The 18,206-nt window shown below is 61.0% G+C and carries 19 protein-coding genes; 3 read left to right on the plus strand and 16 right to left on the minus strand.

Annotation, left to right across the window (positions count from 1 at the left end):
• The first annotated feature begins 14 nt into the window (after window positions 1-14).
• Entirely contained in the window at window positions 15-743 is a 729-nt protein-coding gene (locus G7068_RS00610) for a potassium channel family protein (protein ID WP_166287433.1), read from the plus strand.
• A gap of 3 nt (window positions 744-746) precedes the next feature.
• Here G7068_RS00610 and G7068_RS00615 read toward each other — a convergent pair whose 3' ends face one another.
• The 12 genes from G7068_RS00615 to G7068_RS00670 all read right to left on the minus strand — a co-directional run bounded on the left by G7068_RS00615 (window position 747) and on the right by G7068_RS00670 (window position 13,658).
• Window positions 747-1,523 (minus strand): CPBP family intramembrane glutamic endopeptidase, encoded by a 777-nt coding sequence (locus G7068_RS00615; RefSeq protein WP_166287436.1) that lies wholly within the window; start codon window positions 1,521-1,523, stop codon window positions 747-749.
• Window positions 1,524-1,946: 423 nt separating this feature from the next.
• Window positions 1,947-3,278, minus strand: coding sequence for a peptidoglycan DD-metalloendopeptidase family protein (locus G7068_RS00620; protein WP_166287439.1), 1,332 nt, complete (start codon window positions 3,276-3,278; stop codon window positions 1,947-1,949).
• A 112-nt stretch (window positions 3,279-3,390) separates the two neighbouring features.
• Entirely contained in the window at window positions 3,391-4,176 is a 786-nt protein-coding gene (locus tag G7068_RS00625; RefSeq protein WP_166287442.1) for a phosphatase PAP2 family protein, read from the minus strand.
• Between the two features lie 165 nt (window positions 4,177-4,341).
• Window positions 4,342-5,499, minus strand: coding sequence for a cytochrome P450 (locus G7068_RS00630; protein WP_166287444.1), 1,158 nt, complete (start codon window positions 5,497-5,499; stop codon window positions 4,342-4,344).
• 11 nt (window positions 5,500-5,510) lie between these two features.
• Window positions 5,511-6,527: a 3-oxoacyl-ACP synthase III family protein gene (locus G7068_RS00635; protein ID WP_166287447.1), complete on the minus strand. Its 1,017-nt coding sequence runs from the start codon at window positions 6,525-6,527 to the stop codon at window positions 5,511-5,513.
• Window positions 6,528-6,615: 88 nt separating this feature from the next.
• The gene (locus tag G7068_RS00640) at window positions 6,616-7,917 is read right to left on the minus strand and encodes a glycosyltransferase (RefSeq protein WP_166287450.1); all 1,302 of its coding nucleotides are present in this window, start codon (window positions 7,915-7,917) and stop codon (window positions 6,616-6,618) included.
• Complete coding sequence (locus G7068_RS00645) at window positions 7,914-8,528, minus strand: hypothetical protein (RefSeq protein ID WP_166287453.1); 615 nt, start codon at window positions 8,526-8,528, stop codon at window positions 7,914-7,916. Before G7068_RS00645 ends, G7068_RS00640 begins: the two co-directional genes overlap by 4 nt.
• Window positions 8,525-9,703 carry a glycosyltransferase gene (locus G7068_RS00650; RefSeq protein WP_166287456.1) on the minus strand — a complete coding sequence of 393 codons (1,179 nt, stop codon included), beginning with the start codon at window positions 9,701-9,703 and terminating at the stop codon, window positions 8,525-8,527. Before G7068_RS00650 ends, G7068_RS00645 begins: the two co-directional genes overlap by 4 nt.
• Before the next feature lies 1 nt (window position 9,704).
• Window positions 9,705-10,652 (minus strand): NAD-dependent epimerase/dehydratase family protein, encoded by a 948-nt coding sequence (locus tag G7068_RS00655; protein ID WP_166287459.1) that lies wholly within the window; start codon window positions 10,650-10,652, stop codon window positions 9,705-9,707.
• Window positions 10,649-12,028, minus strand: coding sequence for a F390 synthetase-related protein (locus G7068_RS00660; RefSeq protein WP_244304837.1), 1,380 nt, complete (start codon window positions 12,026-12,028; stop codon window positions 10,649-10,651). The genes G7068_RS00655 and G7068_RS00660 overlap by 4 nt, the downstream gene beginning before the upstream one ends.
• A gap of 92 nt (window positions 12,029-12,120) precedes the next feature.
• Window positions 12,121-12,936, minus strand: a complete 816-nt coding sequence (locus G7068_RS00665; RefSeq protein ID WP_166287465.1) for a TrmH family RNA methyltransferase — start codon at window positions 12,934-12,936, stop codon at window positions 12,121-12,123.
• The gene (locus tag G7068_RS00670) at window positions 12,933-13,658 is read right to left on the minus strand and encodes an alpha/beta fold hydrolase (protein ID WP_244304573.1); all 726 of its coding nucleotides are present in this window, start codon (window positions 13,656-13,658) and stop codon (window positions 12,933-12,935) included. The genes G7068_RS00665 and G7068_RS00670 overlap by 4 nt, the downstream gene beginning before the upstream one ends.
• Before the next feature lie 281 nt (window positions 13,659-13,939).
• Between G7068_RS00670 and G7068_RS00675 the strand changes: the two genes are divergently transcribed.
• Window positions 13,940-14,638, plus strand: a complete 699-nt coding sequence (locus tag G7068_RS00675) for an exonuclease domain-containing protein (protein WP_166287468.1) — start codon at window positions 13,940-13,942, stop codon at window positions 14,636-14,638.
• Window positions 14,639-14,723: 85 nt separating this feature from the next.
• Here the strand turns inward: G7068_RS00675 and G7068_RS00680 are convergent, their stop codons facing one another.
• Together G7068_RS00680 and G7068_RS00685 are read right to left on the minus strand one after the other, a co-directional pair.
• Window positions 14,724-14,972 (minus strand): type B 50S ribosomal protein L31, encoded by a 249-nt coding sequence (locus G7068_RS00680; RefSeq protein WP_166287470.1) that lies wholly within the window; start codon window positions 14,970-14,972, stop codon window positions 14,724-14,726.
• Window positions 14,973-15,099: 127 nt separating this feature from the next.
• Window positions 15,100-15,885: an ABC transporter ATP-binding protein gene (locus G7068_RS00685; RefSeq protein ID WP_166287473.1), complete on the minus strand. Its 786-nt coding sequence runs from the start codon at window positions 15,883-15,885 to the stop codon at window positions 15,100-15,102.
• Window positions 15,886-15,953: 68 nt separating this feature from the next.
• Here G7068_RS00685 and serB point away from each other — a divergent pair, with 68 nt between their 5' ends.
• Window positions 15,954-16,592 carry a phosphoserine phosphatase SerB gene (gene serB, locus G7068_RS00690; RefSeq protein WP_166287476.1) on the plus strand — a complete coding sequence of 213 codons (639 nt, stop codon included), beginning with the start codon at window positions 15,954-15,956 and terminating at the stop codon, window positions 16,590-16,592.
• Here the strand turns inward: serB and G7068_RS00695 are convergent.
• Window positions 16,589-17,398 (minus strand): isocitrate lyase/PEP mutase family protein, encoded by an 810-nt coding sequence (locus G7068_RS00695; protein WP_166287479.1) that lies wholly within the window; start codon window positions 17,396-17,398, stop codon window positions 16,589-16,591. The two genes, serB and G7068_RS00695, sit on opposite strands and share 4 nt — an antisense overlap.
• A gap of 47 nt (window positions 17,399-17,445) precedes the next feature.
• On the minus strand, window positions 17,446-18,156 hold the full coding sequence (gene fabG, locus G7068_RS00700; RefSeq protein ID WP_166287482.1) for a 3-oxoacyl-ACP reductase FabG: 711 nt from the start codon (window positions 18,154-18,156) through the stop codon (window positions 17,446-17,448).
• Window positions 18,157-18,206 lie beyond the last annotated feature (50 nt).

The following is an 18,206-nucleotide window of genomic DNA, read 5'->3' on the forward strand; positions in this document are numbered from 1 at the left end:
TTTGGAGGGCGACGATGAAGCGGCAAACAGGCCCGACCAAAGACGGTATCGAGCGCGTCGAGAAGTGGGAAATGCGAACGGCATGGCCGCTGTTTTTGGGTTCCGTTGTTTTTGTCACGATCTTGACCTGGACCTTTTTTAACGAGGGGACACGGGCGGATCTCTTTTCGCTTGCACTTGCCACGCTCCCGCTGCTCTGGGTCTGGTTTGCAGTCGACTATTTCATTCGTCTGGGTATGGCCGGCGCGGACCGCAGGCATTTTCTCGCCACTCGATCGCTCGACCTGGCGAGCCTGGTGCTGCCGTTCCTTCGACCGTTTCTCATTCTTGTCTATATCTGGCGGCTCCCGGTGTTTCGGCACGGCTCAGGACGCGCTCAGCGCATCCGCTACATACTCACCACCTCGCTGTTCACGTTCATGCTGGTGTACACCGCTTCGTATTGCGTGTGGCTCGTCGAGCGAGATGCTCCGGGCGCAAACATTGTGAACTTTGGTGATGCGCTGTGGTGGGGCTTCGCCACAATCGCAACCGTGGGCTACGGAGATTTTGTGCCGGTAACCGTGCCTGGCCGGGTGCTCGCTGTCACACTGATGGTTGGTGGCTTCTTCGCGATCGGCGTCGTTACTGCAACGCTCATCTCGGAGCTCAACGAGCGGATCCACAGGGCAGCACAGCGGGTAAAGGCGCAGCGCGAGGCAGAGGAACACGCTGGCGCTGAGCAACACGCTGAGGCCGACTAAAGACTATGCCGCCGTCATCGCCGCAGAGGTGAGGATCACAAAACCGAAGGTGCTCCAGTCGTTCAGAATGTGGGCCCCGGTCGACACCGCGATGTTCTTTGTGCGTATGAACGCAAGTGTGAGCACGAGGCGCGCGGTGCCAATGACAAGCAGTGCCTGAGCAACATTCCAGCCGTAGGTCGGCAGGTGCGCGGCCCCGAACCAGACGGCCGTAATGAGCCACGCGAGAATGATTGAAGTCTTGCGGCTCAACTTTGCCTTCGAGTAGAACAAGTACATCACCGCGAGGAAGGGGAGAAGGGTGAAAATCTCTTCCCCGAAAAGCTGAATGCCTGTTCCAACGAAAAACGCGAGGATCTCGGCCCCGCCAGCGTCGGCGAGCCCATCAGCGGCGGTGTTTGCATTGGCGCCGAAGAGCGCCGCCACGAGAATGCCCACCAGAGACGTCACGGCGAGGTTGAGTAACCAGAACACAACCATCGTCAGCCAGTCGCGGCCCGTGAGGCGACGGAAAATGGCCGACCAGTGCTTGCCGGTAAACACGATGAAGAGTGTGAGGGGGATTGCCGGGAACAGAATGCGCGGGATCAGCCCGGTGATCTCGTCGGAACTTGGCACCAAGATGAGCACCAGAAACCCGAGCACACACGCCACAATAATGAGCAACCATTTCCACGTTGCCACCGTCATTGGCTCACCGTTGTAATACGGAAAGTCTCGGTCGTCGCGACGCTCAATGAGTCGACCGAATCGATTGGGTGCTGTGAGCTCTGGATCCATGTCTGGATTATTGCAGTTAGATTCCCGTGGTGTTGGGGGTAGCGCCGGTATTGGTGGTCAGGCTAGGAGGGTGGGGTTTTCGGTTAAAGCTGACATAATATAGATTATCGTGCAATCGCGAAGCGGATTGCACGATAATCTATGACGCAATCAGAGACCGGTTAGTTGGGTGCATTTTTGGGCGCACGATAATCCTGCGTCAGCTTAGAGGCGCCGTCGCAGCGGCAACGTGAGGCTGCGCAGGGGTAACGCGAGGTTGCGCTGTAGAAAATGTGAGGCTGCGTGGCAGAGGCACTGCAGCGATGAGCGCATCAGGGTTGGCGTGGCGCGAAGCGACATCGCCGGGGTTCCCTGTTTAAGCGAATGCTGTAGTGCCTCTGCCACGCAGCCGCGGCAAAAGATTATGTCAGTTCTGGGTTGGAATCAACCAAACAAGAACGGGTATGGATCCAGGTATGGGACGAAGTAGTTATCGTCGAATCCTGGAATGACCTCAAAGTGCAGGTGGCAGCCAGTGCTGGCTCCCGTCGTGCCGACCCAGCCGATAACCTGGCCTGCCTGTACGTACTGTCCGGCACTGACCGGCGGCCAGCCGATCATGTGCGCAAAACGGGTCTGGTAGCCGTCATCCTGGTGGAGGTACACCATGTTGCCGCCGAAGTTGTCGATCCAACCAGCGATGCTGACTGTGCCGCCGACCGGCGCAACAATGGGTGTGCCGCACGGGGCTGCGAGATCAAGACCGGTGTGATCTGGTCGCTCGGGCGGTCGGAAACCTTCAGAAATGTAGTAGTTCGAGGTGGGGATGATCCATCCGTTGGAGGCGTGACCGCCACCGCCGCCTGAGCCGGCGTTTCCGCCGCCCCCTCCGCCGCCACCAGAGTTACCTCCGCCGCCTCCGCCGCCGCCACCTGAATTATTGTTGTTGGCAGCGTTCTCGGCGTTCTTTCTGGCCTCTTCTTCAAGACGTTTGCGCTCAGCTTCTTCTTCGCGCACGCGCTTTTCGTAGCCAGCAACCGTGCTTGTGGTGGTGTCCTTCAGCGCAGCGAGCTGAGCGGTGAGCTCATTCTGCTTCGCTTCCTGTGCGACAACACTCGAGCGCTGCGCTTCAACGGCCTTTGCCGCTGCGGCCTCCTTAGCCTGCAGATCAACAAGCAGAGCCTCACGCTCTTTCTTTGCAGCCTCGGCCTGCTTGCCGAGCGAAGCGGCAGTGTTCGCAGCCTGCTCCGCTTCCCCCGAAATTTCGCTGTTGCGTTCGGTCGCCTTCGACATTGAAGCGAGACGATCGAGCAGGGCATCGCTTGTCTTCGGGTCAGCCTCAAGCATCAGTTCAAGACTGCGGTCCACTCCCCCAGAGCGATACATCTGCGCGACGATAACTCCCGCGCGATCGGCCGCATCATCAGCCTTCTTTTTGCTGTCAGCGGCCTGCGTAACGAGCGAGTCTGCTTTCCACGCCGCGTCGTTAAACTTCTGCTGGGCTTCGCGCATCGCCTCGGCGGCTGCCGCGTGGGAGTTACGGAGCCGTGTCAGCTCCTTCTCCCCCGAAGCGATGAGACCTTCAATCTCCTTCGCTTTGGCGGCTGCAGCTGCCTCGTTCTTTTTGGCGTTTTGTACGTCGTCCCAGGTCGGCAGGTCAGTCGCCTGCGCGGGAACGGGCGTGAAGTGTGCGGGTGCGGCCAGCGTGATTGCCAGAGCGGCTGCAAGAATTCCGCGCACCCAAAACTTCTTGCGTGCGGTGGTGTGCTTAGCCATATGATCCCAAACGGTAACTCAATTAAATGTCCGGAACGAATCTATCGAGGGTTTGCCGAAAAAACCGTGAGTCAGATTCGCGTTTTCCTGAGAATTTGTCAGATTCGAAGTTTTAGGTGCTGAGGCGGAACAGTGATCTCGAGCCAAGAATGCTGGTTCCGATGACTCCGAACTGTCCCGCATTCAGCAGAAGGCCCTGGTTTGAAGCGGCCACTGACACAACCGCGAGAACAATCGCAGCCGCGATGAGAGTCCAACTCAGCATTGCCATCCCGATCGACACCGTGCGTGTCAGTAGCGGTGTTCCCCGCGAGGTTGACGGCCGAATCAGTGTGGCAATCGCAAACGCCACGATCCCGAGGGCGATCGCGCCCAGCACGTCGCTCGGGCGGTGCCAGCCATACGCGAGTAGCTGCCAACCAACAGCCGAGAGAATCGCCGCCCCAACGAGCGCCACGATGGCACGGATCTTCGTTGGCACTGCCCAAATGATCGCCGCCACGAGCACGGTAAACACCGTCATGTGGCCACTGGGAAAGGTGTTTGCCGCGTCCAGCTCAAAGAGCCCGGGTCGATCCAATAGCTGTAGCTTCAGCAGCTGCGAAGCGAGGATCGCGAGCGCAGAAATGACGACAATGCCCACTGCACGAACAATGCCGTGCACGATCCAGGCAAGAATTCCAATGGCCAACAGTGCGACACCCACGGAGGGGGTCGACACCAGGTTGAGAGGTGCAGGCGGATCAGTCGTGAACCTGGCGGCCTCGAGCACACTGGCCTCAGCCTCCTGCCCGAGTGCGCTCTGCACGCCAAACACATAAGAGCCGACACCGAGTGCCGCCCAAAAGAGTGTTGACCAGAGGGCCCTCAGGCGCCTGCTTGTAAGGGCTCCGCTCATCGCCTCTCCCCCACGCCGTCCTTCTCCCAAAGCTGTGCCGCATGGGGTGAAGTAATCACGAAGACCTTTCGTCAGCAACGGGGCGGTGGAGTCGTGCAGTCGCTGGCGACGGGCACAAAAATTCATACTACTTGTGGCGTCTGAGTGAATCATCGTGAACTAGGGCTAACTGAGTTTTCCCAAACGCACGGATTGATAACCGGGAATGAGGACCCGCCGAGACGGCTCGCGGTGTGTGACTGTCAGCGGGGCACGATGTTCCGCCGCAGCTATGGCGCCCAACACCAAGCGGATCTGTGTCATCGCCAGGGGTGCTCCAATGCAAAAGTGCGGTCCTGCCCCAAACCACAACTGTTTGAGTGAGGCGGCTTTTGAAGATTGTGGATCAAACCCCTCAAGCCCCCGGTTGCCCCAGTAGGTTCCGAGGATAACACGATCGCCGGTTTTTACCCGCTGCCCACCGATGTGCGAGTCGGCTATCGCGCAGCGGAGCATAACCGGAGAGGGGGTAACAACCCGCAGCGCCTCAGCGATGACCATCTCGCTCAGCTCGGGCTGAGCAGCAAGACGCGCAAGCCAGCCGCTGTCGGAAAGCAGGCACACCATTCTTGGGATAAAAGCCACAAGCGTCTCTGTTCCTGCAACCACAAAGGCGCCGACGATTCCGCGAGACTCATCACGGCTAAACCCGAGCGCGCGCATCCTGCCCGGCACGGTTTTCTCGTCGCCTGCGTCGTAGGCTCTGTCTGCGTGCGCGCTGATGCCCGCAAGAACTTCTCGCGCCCTGCGGAGTTGCGCGGACGACATTCTCGGACGTGTCAGCGTTACAAAGGATGTGACTGACGTGACACTGCGAAAAAACTCATCGTCCGTTGCGCTCTCGGGCAGCCCAACAAGGTTGCTAATGGCGATGCTGGCGTAGTGTCTCGCCTCAGCCACCACATCGACCGTCTCGCCGCGAACCAGGCGCTCAGTGAGTCTTCGGGTCACCTCACCAAGACTGTTGTTCACCAGGTCATTCACGTAGCTTGGTGTGAAGAGAGGTGCCAGGCGGCGGCGTAGCTGTTGGTGATCCTTCCCCTCCATGTTGAGTAACACGCTGGGGCCAAGCAGAGGAGTCCAGATGTCAGACGGTGCGCCCTTGCCAATCTTAGAAAAACTGTTGGTATCGAGAAGTGTGCTTCGAATCAGGCCGGCATCGAGCACAACGACCCCCAAGCCTGGCACCCGAGTGACGGGTTTCTTGAGCGCGGACAAGGCAGGAAACGCGAGCGGATGAGCAGCCCGCATGACACGGTCTTCCCACTTGTCTGTGACCGACATGTTCGATCCGCTCACAGTCGAATCACCATCACGCCGAGACTGATGCCGCCGGCCAGTCCCAACAACACAACGTTGCTGCCCGACCCGATCTGACCGGACTCGCGAGCACGGTGCAAGTGCAGCGGCAGCGTTGCCGAGGCCAGGTTTCCGTGCCCGCTCACGGTCTCGATTGAACGGTTCGCAGGAATTCCAAGCCGTTTCAGTACGGCTCGTTGCGACGCAACCGAAACCTGGTGAGCGGCGAAGAGATCCACATCGTCGAGGCTAAGGTCCACCGCCTTCAGCGCGTCGTGCACGAGATCGAGGCCAACGGAGTCGAACGCTTTCTGTAGCTCATTGCCGTTCATATCAAAGTAGCTACCACCCTCTGCGTGGGGGTTCATCGAACCGCCCGTGCCGAGTGTACCCACCGGCCAGAATTGGGAGTGGGCCTGGAAGTGCGTCTCGAGAATGCCCACGCCAGCTGGGTGCTCGGTTGAGATGGCCTCCATAAGGATGGCGGCCCCCGAATCGCTCATCGTGTATCCCGGGATCGAGCGCACGAACTGGGCCTGATCCTCGATCTGCCAGCGCACGGCGTGAGACGGCTGCTCCCCCGTCACCACGAGCACCCGTTTGTACTGCTGGGCGCGAATCAGCGAATCAGCGACCTGCATCCCGTTCAGCATGCTGTTGCAGGCATTTTTGACGTCCATCACCGGGCAGTTGAGGCCAAGCTTGTGGGCCACAATATGACTCGTGGCCGGTTCGATCAGGTCTTGGCTCGCCGATGCAAAAATCAAGAGATCAGGATCAGGCGATCCCGGTGTCAGCACTTCTCGTGCGGCCGCCACCGCCAGGTCAGAGGTCTGCCATCCCTCCGGTCGCACGTGCACCTGGTTCACACCCGTTAGACGCCTGATAAGACCCGAAGCAATGTTGACGTGGGGGTTTGTTGTGCGCAATCGCAGCTCAGACTCCTCTGTGCTGCGGGTGGTCGGAGGAAGGTACACACCAATGTCTGCAATGCGCGATGCGGGAGAATTCACTGCTTTAGACTAGACGACACCGTATGCCGAATCGGTGAGTTCGGGTGAAAGCCATTTGAGGCAGCTGCACCTCGGCGGGTCATTCGCATTAGCCGGTCTCTGCGACCACGGCCTCCGCGACGGTAGCCGCGCCCGAGGTGGCTGTTACGAGCTCGGCAAATCTGCGCCGTTGTGCGTGTCCCCGCTGCATCGCTTGAGAGTTCAGCGCACGCTGCACGGCTGCGGGGAGATGGGACAGCTTGTCTACCCGCTCAGCAAGCCCGTGAAATGACAGGCGGGCGGCGCTGTCGAACTGGTCGTAGTCAACCGGATGAACGATCGTCGGAACAGCTGCCTCGAGCGCCGAATACATCACGCCTGCTCCCCCGTGGTGAACGACCAGGTCGTACCGGCTCAAATCACGATATGAGACCGTCGGCACAACCACGAGGTTGGGAGGAAGCGGCTTGACGGGTGAGAGAACAGTTCCGTTACTTCCCTCGCTAAATACGAACCCAGTGTGTGGTTCCAGCTTTGCCAGCTCGATAACCGCAGCGAGAACTTGCCGCTTATAGTCGGGCAACTGGGTTCCGAAGGTTATAAGAACACGCTGTTCGTGGCCGCTCAGACTCGTGAGCGGCTCGGTCGTGGGGCCGGGAAGCGGCGTGCTCGGCGGCGGCGTGGCCTGAGGCGGCGTATAGAGCACGGGCCCCGCCCATCGCAGGCTGTCCGGCCAGCTGCGCTCAAACTCAAGTTCTTCTAGTCCCAGCGCCCAGATACGCTCGTCGGAGTAAATGACCTCGGAGCCATCAGGTCTGAAGGGGCGCGTGATGCCAAGCGGAGCAAGCGTTTTTCTGTTCAACCGCACGGCGGCTCGCTTAAACGTGCGGACGCTTGCTCGAAGCGTCGCCTGCCCAACTGACGTGAAGTGATTTGTCGCCGGCGTTAAGCCACCCAAATATGACGGTGGCCCCACTCTGGTTTCGAGCACGCAGGGTGACGGCAAACTGGTCCACCAGCGGGCCCCCACTTCGCGGGCGGCAAATCCTGCGACGGGAACCGTGAAATCCACCAGGGCAAGCTCAGGCGGCTCCTGCGCGTACAGTGCCTTAATGTCGGTTGAAAAGCCCGCCATGAGGGCGAGATTTTCTCTGAGCTGAGCCAAGAGGCGGCGAGGATTTCCGCGCACCCGCTGAGAAGGATTTGCGATTCGTTCGACGGCCGCGTCCTGCCCATGCAGCACCGTCACAGCGGTGAGTCCCGCGGCCTCAATCGATGCGCGTGCGGCCTCCGTGCTTATGACCCGCACAGGACGCCGCGAGCGCTCCGCGATGGCCACCCCGATTCCAAGGATGGGATGAAGGTGCCCCGCCATGGGAGGAGCAACGACGTCAATCGGTCGTTCGTTCACCGAGGGGTTCCTGACTCTGGAATCGCGCCTGGTTCTGAACGTTGCAGGTCGGCAAGCTCAGCAACGACTACCCGATGAAACTCAGAACTTTCCAGATAATTGAGGTGGTTCGCCCGGACAACGGCATCGGGGGTCGGGAAAAATCGCCGTGACAGCCAGTCTCGGTCTCCCACAACGGAAACACAGGGAGCCTCCGGGACGCTGCGTGCGACGGGCCCGTATGCGACAACCCTCACTCCACGCAGTTCATCGGCCGACAATCGAAGATTGCTGAGCAGCTCAAGCCCACAGCTGCCCGCAAGAACGAGCGTTCGGTCGGCCCTGGCTAACATGTCCAGCACCGGGCGACGCCACTGGGCAGCAAAGCCCTTTTGGCGTGAGACGAGGTATTGGCGGGTGTTGCGAAAGCTGGCCGTGAGTAATGGTGTCGGCCGCCAGTCAGTTTCAGGCGGCGCCTTGTCTCCGTGCATCGGATACGGGAAGTTGTGGGGCACAATCGCGGTCGGCGCGATGGGCAGAGACAGTGCGAACTGGCGCTGCGCGGGGCTCAGCACCGATTGCCGAGGGTCACTTTGCCCCGTCAGAAAGGCAAGCTGAAGTGAGTCGCTCATTCGGCCACCGAAAATGTGCCGTCTAGGCGAAGGCGCCAGCGTTGGCCACGCCAAATAATTGTTGGCTTCACCATTGCGTGCATCAGATGCAGTGGTGTCAGTAGTTCAGCCGTTATCGAGGCAATGGGCCGCCACTGAACGCCGCCTGAAATGCGGCGTTGCAGAGTCGCAATACCCGCGGCGCGCATCATCAGTAGCCCAAGCACCACACCGAGTGGACGTAATTCACCGCGGAACAGTTTTGCAACCCCGAGCAAAAGGCTCCCGGCAAGTGCGAGGGGCGGCAAACCGTACATCGCAGCTATGAAGGTTCGTGCACCGGGTGACTCACGAGCAACGAGCACAAGCGCGAAGCGCATCCATCTGTGCATCAGCTCCGTGTAGTGCTGCGCTCCGCGAACGTCCGTTGAGACATGCTGAGGATAGGGCGTCTGAATGATGCAGCCGCCGTGGTCGTGCAGAAGTCGCGCGAGTGCAAGGTCGTCTGTGAGCTCGCGCTCAATGGCAGCGAAGCCACCAATTCGCTCGAGCGTCTCACTACGCAGCGCGTAGGCCATACCGTTAATGCTGCGTGGCTCACCTAGCGCCGACAGCGCGACGTAGGTGAGTGCCGACGAATTGTTGACGAACTGACTCAGCACCTTTCCTGGAAACCCGGCGGCGTGATCGTACTGCGGCAATCCGGTTGATAGATCGCATCGCTCAAGAGCCTCAATAAGTGCAGCTGCACCTTCTGCGGTCAGCTGCGTGTCATCGTCCAACACCAGAAAAGTGCCGGATCGATCCCGAGTTGCCAGGCCCAGTTTGAACGATTTTGGGCTCACCCCAGTTGGAGCGGGTGGGCACAACACGATGTTTATTTGAGAGTTCGGATTGTCCTTCTGAAGACGCTCGGTGACCCGGCGCCCTTCTCTGTCGGCCTCGTCAACGAGCCAAACGAACCGGGCATCGGGCACTATCGAGAGATTGTGCCCGAGTGTGCGTTCCAGCCCGGGATCACCGCTCAATATGGGCTGAACGACAGTTACGTCTGAGCAGTGCTTCGCCTCATCTGACCGCTCCAATTGGGGAGCAGGAAAGCGGCGCTTCGCCCGCAAAGCGAGGGCAAACTTCGCGACGAACGTCACCGCATAGCCGCCGACCATTGCGCCGACCGCCCACCTCGATACACGCACGTCAGATCCTCATCTCGTTCGCCAATTGGTTGAGCCCATCCAGGGTAGTCACTTTTGGATCTCCCAGAATCTCTCGCGCTAACGAAATGTCGAACGTCTTTGAATACCCAAAAAGCGAAACGCCGTAGCGAGTGATTGGTGGTTCGCCGGGCAGACGCAGGGTGCGCCAGACCGCTTCGCACACGCTCGCAAAGGCCATGGCCTGCCTGATCGAAATGTGTCGAGTGGGAAGCGGAATGCCGAGACGCGTCAGCAAATCGGTGAGCACCTCCCAGAGGTCGACGGGAGTTCCGTTGGTGAGGTTGATACTCCGTCCGACTGCCTGCGGGGCTGACATGGCGGTCAACAGGTAGTCGACGAGTGTGTCGATATGGATCAGATCGCACTGAACGGGCGTTGCTGGATCCCCCAGGCGAGGAAGGCGTCGAGCCTGAGCTGCACTCAGGATCCGCGGGAGCAGTGTTGTGTCTCCCGGGCCAAAAACCGCCCGGGGCCGAGTAATCACCCAATCACCCGTGTAGGCGTGAATGAGCTGCTCGGCCTCCCACTTGGTCTGTGAATACAGGTTCAGAAACTCTGGGCCGGCAGGTGATTCCTCAGTCAGCTGAGTCTGATGCGCGGCCCGGTAGAAGATGCTTGTGGTTGAGACATGGACCAGGCGAGGCCGACCCTGGCGCTCACAAAAATCGATGATGTTTGCCGTGGCCGTGACGTTTTGCTCGTGATACTCGCGGGCCGTGCCCCAGGGGGTTGCCCTCGCTGCAGCGTGCACGACTACATCTGGATTCCAGTCCAGCGTAATCGGTTGTGCCAGGTCGCACTGCCGGTAGTCCCCCATATCGATTTGACGCCTACCGACACCGAGAACCGTGTGATGGCCATCCTGCTGCAGGCGACGCATCAGGGAGCCGCCCACGAACCCCGACGCCCCCGTTACCAAAACCCTCATGCCGTGTGCTCCCCCACCGGACTTGCACCGGCTTCCCCTGACACCGGTTGCAAACGGGTGATCCGACGGAGTTTTGCCCCTGGCTGCGGCTCAACCCACGGCGCAAATATCAGCCGCGGTGGCTGCGCAAGTAACGTGTTCGCGAGGTTTGTGAGCTCTGCCTGCACCGCGTCCTCAGCGGCGCGATCTGCATTGAGTAGACGAATCACCGTGCTGGCAGATTGAACCTCTTGAGAAGGTGTTTGTTCTGCAGTTTCCTGCTCGTAACGCCAGTCGTCGAAGTGCCTTCCGGCGAGAGACATAGTGCGGCGCAGCACGTCAGGAAACACCGTAACCGCGCTGCCCCCAGACGTCGACGGCCACTGCACGACTTCGTCGGCTCGCCCCTCTACTCCGGCCAGTGCGAGTGCCACACTTCCGCAGGGGCACGGTTCTCCCTCACGAACACGCAGGACGTCGTCTAGCCGGTATCTGACGATCAACTGAGTCGTGCGTTGCAGATCGGTAATCACGGGGTGAAACCGCGTGCGTTCGGGATCTAACCACTCGGGCTCCACAATGACGCGCTCCTCGCACATGTGGAGTGTTCCCTGTGAACAGGTCACGGCAAGCAGCCCCTCGGTGGCCTGGTACACCTGTGACACGGGAGCGCCCCAAACCCCAAACATGAGCTCAGCGTCTGCCGGTTCTAGCACCTCGGCGACTGACACGACCTGGTTCGGCCGGACTCGCAGCCTGCCCTCGCCCTGCGCATCGGCGAGCCTCTTCAGCACACTCGCTGGAGCCACAATGATGTTGGGCCGGGATCTGTTCAGCGCCTCGATATGGGCGTCGATGGGCTCCAGAAGATCACAAAACTCGAAACTGACGCGACGCGACGCGACGGACTCGTACAGGTTGCTGTTTGCTCTCAAGAAAAAACTGATGCGCACGGGTTCTGCCCATGGCGTGAGTAGGCGGCGCAAGCTGTCAGAAGAGAGCACTCGGGCCAGGATCGTTCCCGCCCAGAGTGCCTGCTCGCGTGAACTGACGAGAAATGCTCCTTGCGTGCCAGAGGTGCCGCTTGAGAGGCCCACCGTGAGATCGTTTCCGATGGTGGGACTAAAATCTCGGTTGCGTTCTGCGGTCCTCGCAACCTCAAGAGCATGCTCCAGCGTCACGCTGCGCGTGTTCATGCCGGCGAAGTTCCTGCGAACGTCGGGTTTGCTGATGATCGGAAGGCTACCGTGATGGTGAGTCAGCTCGACGTAGTAGTTTGCACGCGGCATCGAAGTGCGGGCAAATCTTCGCCACCGCCGATCCTGAAATCGTTTCAGCTGTTGGCGAGTGCGGAATCGGTACCCCCAGCGCGAGCGAACGAACGTGATGACCAGCATCGCTGAATCGCTCCAAGAGCGGCCGGCACTGGGCGCCTTCTGGGGGGAAACGACGGTGTTGTGTGTCTGACGCAAGCTACTCCCCTACTCGCCTATCTCGTCGCGTAAAACGCAACCGCGCTCGAGGCGGCGACGTTGAGCGAGTCGACACTGTTCATCATCGGAATTGTCACGCGCCGGTCGAGCTGGCTATCGGTTGCTCGTGTCAGGCCGTGCCCTTCGGAGCCGAAGACCAGGGCGAGCGAAGCGTGGTCCTCCGCGACGAGATCGTCGAGGGTGATCGAGTTTGCCCCGAGAGACATGCCCGCCACGATAAAGCCCTCATCTTTGAGCAGTTGCATGCCGCCGCGCGGCCAGGGATCGATCCTTGTCCACGGCACCTGAAACACCGTGCCCATGCTGACGCGCACGCTACGGCGATACAGCGGGTCAGCGCAACTCGGTGTCACCAGAACGGCATCGACCCCCATGGCGGCGGCATTTCTGAACGCGCTGCCGACGTTTGCGTGGTCACTCAGGTTCTCAAGCACAGCAATTCTGGAGCGTGGCTGTCGCGAGGCGCGCAGCAGCTCTATCGGATCGCGATCGACGGGCCGCTGCATCGACGCAAGCGCGCCCCTGTGCATGTGGAAGCCTGTCAGCTGCTCGAGCTGCGCGGACTCCCCCACAAACACGGGCACATCCGGGTAGTCCGCAAGCATCGGTTCAACCGTGGGGAGCCACTCTTCGAGCAGCAACAGTGAGCGCGGTTGATGCCCAGACCGGAGCGCACGTTCAATAACCTTCGGCGATTCAGCGAGGTACAGCCCCTCCTCCGGCTCGCGCACGCGCCGCAACGCAACATCGGTGAGCTGCGTGTAATCGGCCAATTCGGGAGCGTTGAGATCGCTGATCCGCGTCACCCTCACGCGGTAACCTCGCTCTTCGAGGAGCGTGAGTGCTCAAGTAAAAACTCCGAGATGAAGGCGACGGCGTCTTCCACCGCCTCGTAGTGTACGAGGTGACCGGTGCCGGGAATAATCCTCAGTCGCGACCCGGCAATGCGATGGTGCAGCTCCAGCTGTTTCGGCAGCTGGGTTATGTCGTCTCGCTCCCCCGCGATGAGCAGTGTCGGTCGGTCAAAGTCTGCGGCGTGCTCAATGACAGTGTTTGACACCGACGCCCGGAATGCCTGCAGGAGAGTTGAAGGGTCTGAGAACGTGCTGAAGTACCTGGCGTGCTGCCCGTGGATCCAGGCGCGCAGGTCAGCGTCGCCCGTTTTTGCCATGACCTCGCTCATGCCCCGCACAATCACGGGGTTGCCGAGCAACTGCCTAGCGGCGCGTTCCGGAAGCAATTCTGCGGCGCGGTAGTAGCCAATCGCCAACTGTGTGAGCGCGGCCTGGGGCCCCTCTAGCGCCGGCGCCGAGATGGGGTTGATCAGTATGATCCGGCTCGCATCGAGCCCCCCAGAGACCGCAGCCGCCACGACCAGCGACCCGAATGAGTGTCCGAGGATCGCAAACCCCTCGGGGGCGACCTCACGGGCAAAGGCACGCAGCCACTCGCCATACAGCTCAATGTTGTGCTCGCGGTTCGGGATCGCGGGAGTTTCACCAAAGCCGGGTAGATCAGGCACGACCGTGCGCACGCCGGGCAGAGCCTTCGCAACTCCCCGTGCAATCGCGTCGAGGCCGTGGTGATCCCCCGAAACCCGTGCACCAGGATCAGCGTCGCGGTATCAGCGCCGCCTTCTGCGGCACCGTCAGCACCGTACTGCCAGGCACGAGTTTCAATGCCGAGCGTGGGAACAAGAAGAGGTGCGTTAGTCACGAAACGATCCTACCGATGGGGGCTGGCAGGCGGCTGCGCCACGTCGACCCAACACGAGCCGCCCGCAGTCGATAACATCAAAGGAACGAAAGGACCCCTGTGACCTCCTCTACCCCGCTCTGGGCAGCCAATCTTGCGGTGTTCGACACCGAAACAACGGGCGTCGACACCGCCCACGCACGCATCGTCAGCGCGACGGTTGCGCTCCTGGGCGCCGAGGGTGAGGTGCTCGAACGCTACGACTGGCTGTTGAACCCGGGTGTCGAAATTCCAGCGGCCGCTCAGAGGGTGCACGGCATCAGCACCGAGATTGCGCGGGCGAGTGGCATCGACGCTGCGGTGGGTGTTCAGCAGATTATCGAGCAGCTCGCAGAGATGATCGAGCGCGGGTTCCCGGTGGTTGCCTACAACGCCCCCTACGACCTCACGCTGTTGCGCGCGGAAGCCGCAAGGTACGGCCTGGCTTGGCCTGAGAGCTTCGCTCCCGTGATCGATCCGCTGATCCTCGACAAGCAATTCGACCGCTACCGAAAGGGCAAGCGCACGCTCGAGGCCGTCGCTGCCCACCACGGCGTGGAAATCGGCACCGCGCACGACGCTGGAGACGACGCGATTGCGGCGGGCCGTGTGCTGCAGTGCATCGCGCGCAAGTATGCGGACGTGATCCCGAGTGAGCTGGACGAGCTGCACGCCGCGCAGATCACCTGGGCCGCAGCGCAGGCCGCGAGCTTCCAGGAATACATGCGAAAGGCCCGCGATCCCCACTTCGTCGCGGAGGGCGGCTGGCCGCTGCGCTAAGCGGGTGGGCTAGCAGGCAACGAACCAAAACAAAAAGGTGGTGGCGATCCGAAGATCGCCACCACCTTTTGTGTAAAAGCTTTGACTAGGCGCCGAAACCCTTGAAGCGCTGGTTGAACTTCTCCACGCGGCCGGCGGAGTCCATGATGCGCTGCTTGCCCGTGTAGAACGGGTGCGAAGCGCTGGAGATCTCAACGTCGATGACCGGGTAGGTAGCGCCATCGAGCTCGATGGTCTTGTCGCTGCCGAGCGTCGAACGGGTGAGGAACGTCTCTCCCGAAGCGAGGTCGCGGAAGACGATTGCGTTGTACTCGGGGTGGATGTCGGTCTTCATGAGTGTCCTTATATTCGTGAGAGATGCTGCGATTCGCGCACCGAAGTCTTGCGGCTTGTCCGCGCCAAGGTTCTACTTTAGCAGAACTCGCCGCAAACATGCTTCCTTATAACGTATTAGTTCTAGCTTAGGGCCTAGCGATCGCAGCGTAGCGACCATCTTGCACCGTCAAACCGAACGGCATGCCGAATGTCGCCTCGAGATTCTCCGCGGTGAGTGTGTCGGCGATCGGCCCTGCGGCCTGGATCTGCCCGTCGCGCAGCATCAGCACGTGGGTGAACCCGGGCGGCACCTCTTCGACGTGGTGGGTCACCATGATCATCGCCGGAGAGGAAGGCGACTGCGCAAAGCCAGAGAGCATCTGCAGCATCCGCTCGCGCGCGCCAAGGTCAAGGCTCGCGCTGGGCTCGTCGAGCAACAGCACCTCGGGGTCGGTCATGACCGCGCGGGCGATGAGCGCGCGCTTGCGCTCTCCGTCGCTCAGCGTGCCGAAGGTGTTGTCTGCGAGGTTGCCAAGATCCCACTCGGCGAGGATTCGCTCGGCCTGTCGCACGTCGATGTCGTCGTAGTGTTCGTTCCAGCGACCCTCAACCGAGTACGCCGCCGTCAGTACGAGGTCGCGCACGATCTCGTTTGCGGGGATCCGGCGCGCCGTTGCTGACGAGACAAATCCGAGGCGGTTTCGCAACTCAAAAATGTCGACGCGTCCGAGACGCTTCTCCAGCACATCAACAGTGCCGGTTGTCGGGTAGTCGTTGGCGGTTGCAAGCTTCAACAGCGTCGTTTTTCCCGCGCCATTCGGCCCGAGAATCACCCACCGCTGCGAGTCTTCAACGGTCCAGTTAATACCGTTCAAGATCGGGCGACGATTGCGAAGGTACGTGACATCGTTGAAGCGCAACACATTGACCATAGGCAGTAGCCTAACGAGCGGCGCGGCCTCCGTGCGCAAGCCACCCCGTCATCTCTAGACTGGATCGCATGAGCCTCTCCCCCCTAATCGTTCTCGACTGCGACTCCACGACCATTCAAGACGAGGTGATCGAGCTGATTGCTGACGTTGCGGGCACCCGCGAGCAGGTCGCCGAGGTTACCGAGCGGGCAATGCGCGGTGAGTTGGATTTTTCGGAGAGCCTGCGCGAGCGAGTGGCGACGCTCGCTGGAACCCCAGAGTCCGTATTTGCTGACGCCTACAGTCGTGTGCGGCTCTCCCCCGGCATCCGCGAGCTCATCGCCGAGGTGCGGGATCGCGGCGGCAAAGTGGGCGTTGTGTCGGGTGGTTTCCACGAGGTGCTGGATCCGATCGCTCAGGATCTGGGCCTCGACTTTTGGCGCGCCAATCGGCTCGAAGTTGCAGACGGTGTGTTGACCGGCCGCACCGTTGGCCCGATCATTGACGCTGTCGCCAAGGCCGAAGCGCTCGCCGAGTGGTCCGCGGAATCTGGGATCCCGCTTTCCGCCTCGGTGGCGATCGGTGACGGGGCGAACGATCTCGAGATGATGAAGGTTGCGGCCCTCGGCGTGTCGTACAACGGCAAGCCGGTTGTGCGGGATCAAGCAGACGTATCGATCGAAGACGATCTCGCGCGCGTGATCCCGCTGCTCGACCGCCTCGGTTAGAAGTTATTCAGCATCTCTGTATCGCTCGGGATCACGCCGTCCGCGAGCAGTGATGTGCCGAGCTTCTTCAGCGCGGTCAGCGCGACGTTTTGAGGCATCGGTCCGTAGGAGACCCGGGCAACACCCAGGGACTCGTACTCCGCGGCGCTGAGCGCACCGGGCAGGCCAATCACGCTGATCTTGCGCACCCCGATGCCCTCCACGAGCCGGCGAGTGACATCCGCGTCGAGAATTCCCGGTACGAAGACGCAGGTGGCACCCGCGTCAAGGTACGCGCGCCCCCTCTCGATCGCGTCTGCGATGATGTCGTCAAGCGGGCGGTCTCCGCCGCGCACAAACGCATCGGTGCGGGCGTTCAGCGCGAACGAAACACCCTCACGCTCCCCCGCTTTCACAACGTCGGCCACGAGCTTTGCAGACTCCGCTAGCGGGCGAAGCTGGTCCTCGATGTTCGCGCCTGAAACCCCGACGCCGATAGCACGACGAACGGTCTCGCCGGCGTCGCCAAAACCGCCGTCGAGATCTGCCGAGACCGGCAGATCGGTCGCCGAGACGATACGACCTACGGCCTCCAGCATGAGGTGGAGCGGAATCTGTTCACCGTCTGCATAGCCGTGGCTCGCAGCGATCCCGTGCCCCGCGGTTGCGATGGCGCGAGTACCGGGAAGCTCAGCGACCACACGCGCGCTCACGGCATCCCAGACGTTGACGACCCGAAGAACTTCGGGGGCCTCGTACAGGGAGCGGAGCGTGGTGGCATCTTCTGCGACGGTTGAACGGGTACGTGGGGCAGGAATGTGAGTCATGCCCTCACCCTACGAAGAACCGCCACAAAGCGGAAGGGGGTTGTGCGTTAGTGGCCCATTCCTAGACCGCCGTCGACAGGAATGACCGCGCCCGAAATGTAGGCGGCATCATCTCCAGCGAGGAAGGACGCGGCACCCGCGATCTCTGCGACCTGGCCGAAACGAGCGGCCGGGATCTGCGAGAGGTACTGCTTCTGCTGGTCGTCGCTCAGCTCGGCAGTCATGTCGGTCTCGATGAATCCGGGTGCGATCACGTTGGCAGTGATGTTGCGCGCGCCGAGCTCGCGAGTGAGTGAGCGTGCGAAACCCACGAGAGCGGCCTTCGATGACGAGTAGTTGATCTGGCCGGGTGAGCCATAGAGCGCCACAACACTGGAGATCAGAATGACTCGGCCAAAGCGCCCCTTCAACAGCCCCTTGGCAGAGCGCTTCACGACACGGAATGTGCCGGTGAGGTTCGTATCGATAACACTCGTGAACTCTTCCTCCGACATGCGCAGCAGCAGCGTGTCGCGGGTGATCCCGGCGTTCGCCACAACAACCTCAACGGCGCCCAGTTCTGCTTCGATCTGGGTGAACGCGGCGTCAATCGATGCCGAATCGGTCATCTCTGCGCGCACCGTGAGTGATCCCGCCGGACCCTCGCCCGATCGAGCAGTGACGGCGACCTTGTGGCCATCCGCAATCATTCGCTCAGCGATGGCGAAACCGATACCGCGATTGCCGCCGGTCACAAGAACAACACGGGAGGTGCTCATGGGAGACCCTTTCTGTAGGAAAAGTGCGACTCTCACCCTATCGTTCGACC

It is taken from the genome of Leucobacter viscericola, from assembly GCF_011299575.1.
Classification (GTDB): Bacteria; Actinomycetota; Actinomycetes; order Actinomycetales; family Microbacteriaceae; genus Leucobacter; species Leucobacter viscericola.

Excerpts from the sequence above, each read along its gene's own strand:
- G7068_RS00685 (WP_166287473.1), bottom strand. The coding sequence starts at position 15,885 with ATGGTCAATGTGTTGCGCTTCAACGATGTCACGTACCTTCGCAATCGT.
- G7068_RS00660 (WP_244304837.1), bottom strand. The coding sequence starts at position 12,028 with ATGCTGGTCATCACGTTCGTTCGCTCGCGCTGGGGGTACCGATTCCGC.
- G7068_RS00655 (WP_166287459.1), bottom strand. The coding sequence starts at position 10,652 with ATGAGGGTTTTGGTAACGGGGGCGTCGGGGTTCGTGGGCGGCTCCCTG.
- serB (WP_166287476.1), top strand. The coding sequence starts at position 15,954 with ATGAGCCTCTCCCCCCTAATCGTTCTCGACTGCGACTCCACGACCATT.
- G7068_RS00695 (WP_166287479.1), bottom strand. The coding sequence starts at position 17,398 with ATGACTCACATTCCTGCCCCACGTACCCGTTCAACCGTCGCAGAAGAT.
- G7068_RS00610 (WP_166287433.1), top strand. The coding sequence starts at position 15 with ATGAAGCGGCAAACAGGCCCGACCAAAGACGGTATCGAGCGCGTCGAG.
- G7068_RS00615 (WP_166287436.1), bottom strand. The coding sequence starts at position 1,523 with ATGGATCCAGAGCTCACAGCACCCAATCGATTCGGTCGACTCATTGAG.
- G7068_RS00625 (WP_166287442.1), bottom strand. The coding sequence starts at position 4,176 with ATGAGCGGAGCCCTTACAAGCAGGCGCCTGAGGGCCCTCTGGTCAACA.
- G7068_RS00620 (WP_166287439.1), bottom strand. The coding sequence starts at position 3,278 with ATGGCTAAGCACACCACCGCACGCAAGAAGTTTTGGGTGCGCGGAATT.
- fabG (WP_166287482.1), bottom strand. The coding sequence starts at position 18,156 with ATGAGCACCTCCCGTGTTGTTCTTGTGACCGGCGGCAATCGCGGTATC.
- G7068_RS00630 (WP_166287444.1), bottom strand. The coding sequence starts at position 5,499 with ATGTCGGTCACAGACAAGTGGGAAGACCGTGTCATGCGGGCTGCTCAT.
- G7068_RS00680 (WP_166287470.1), bottom strand. The coding sequence starts at position 14,972 with ATGAAGACCGACATCCACCCCGAGTACAACGCAATCGTCTTCCGCGAC.
- G7068_RS00645 (WP_166287453.1), bottom strand. The coding sequence starts at position 8,528 with ATGAGCGACTCACTTCAGCTTGCCTTTCTGACGGGGCAAAGTGACCCT.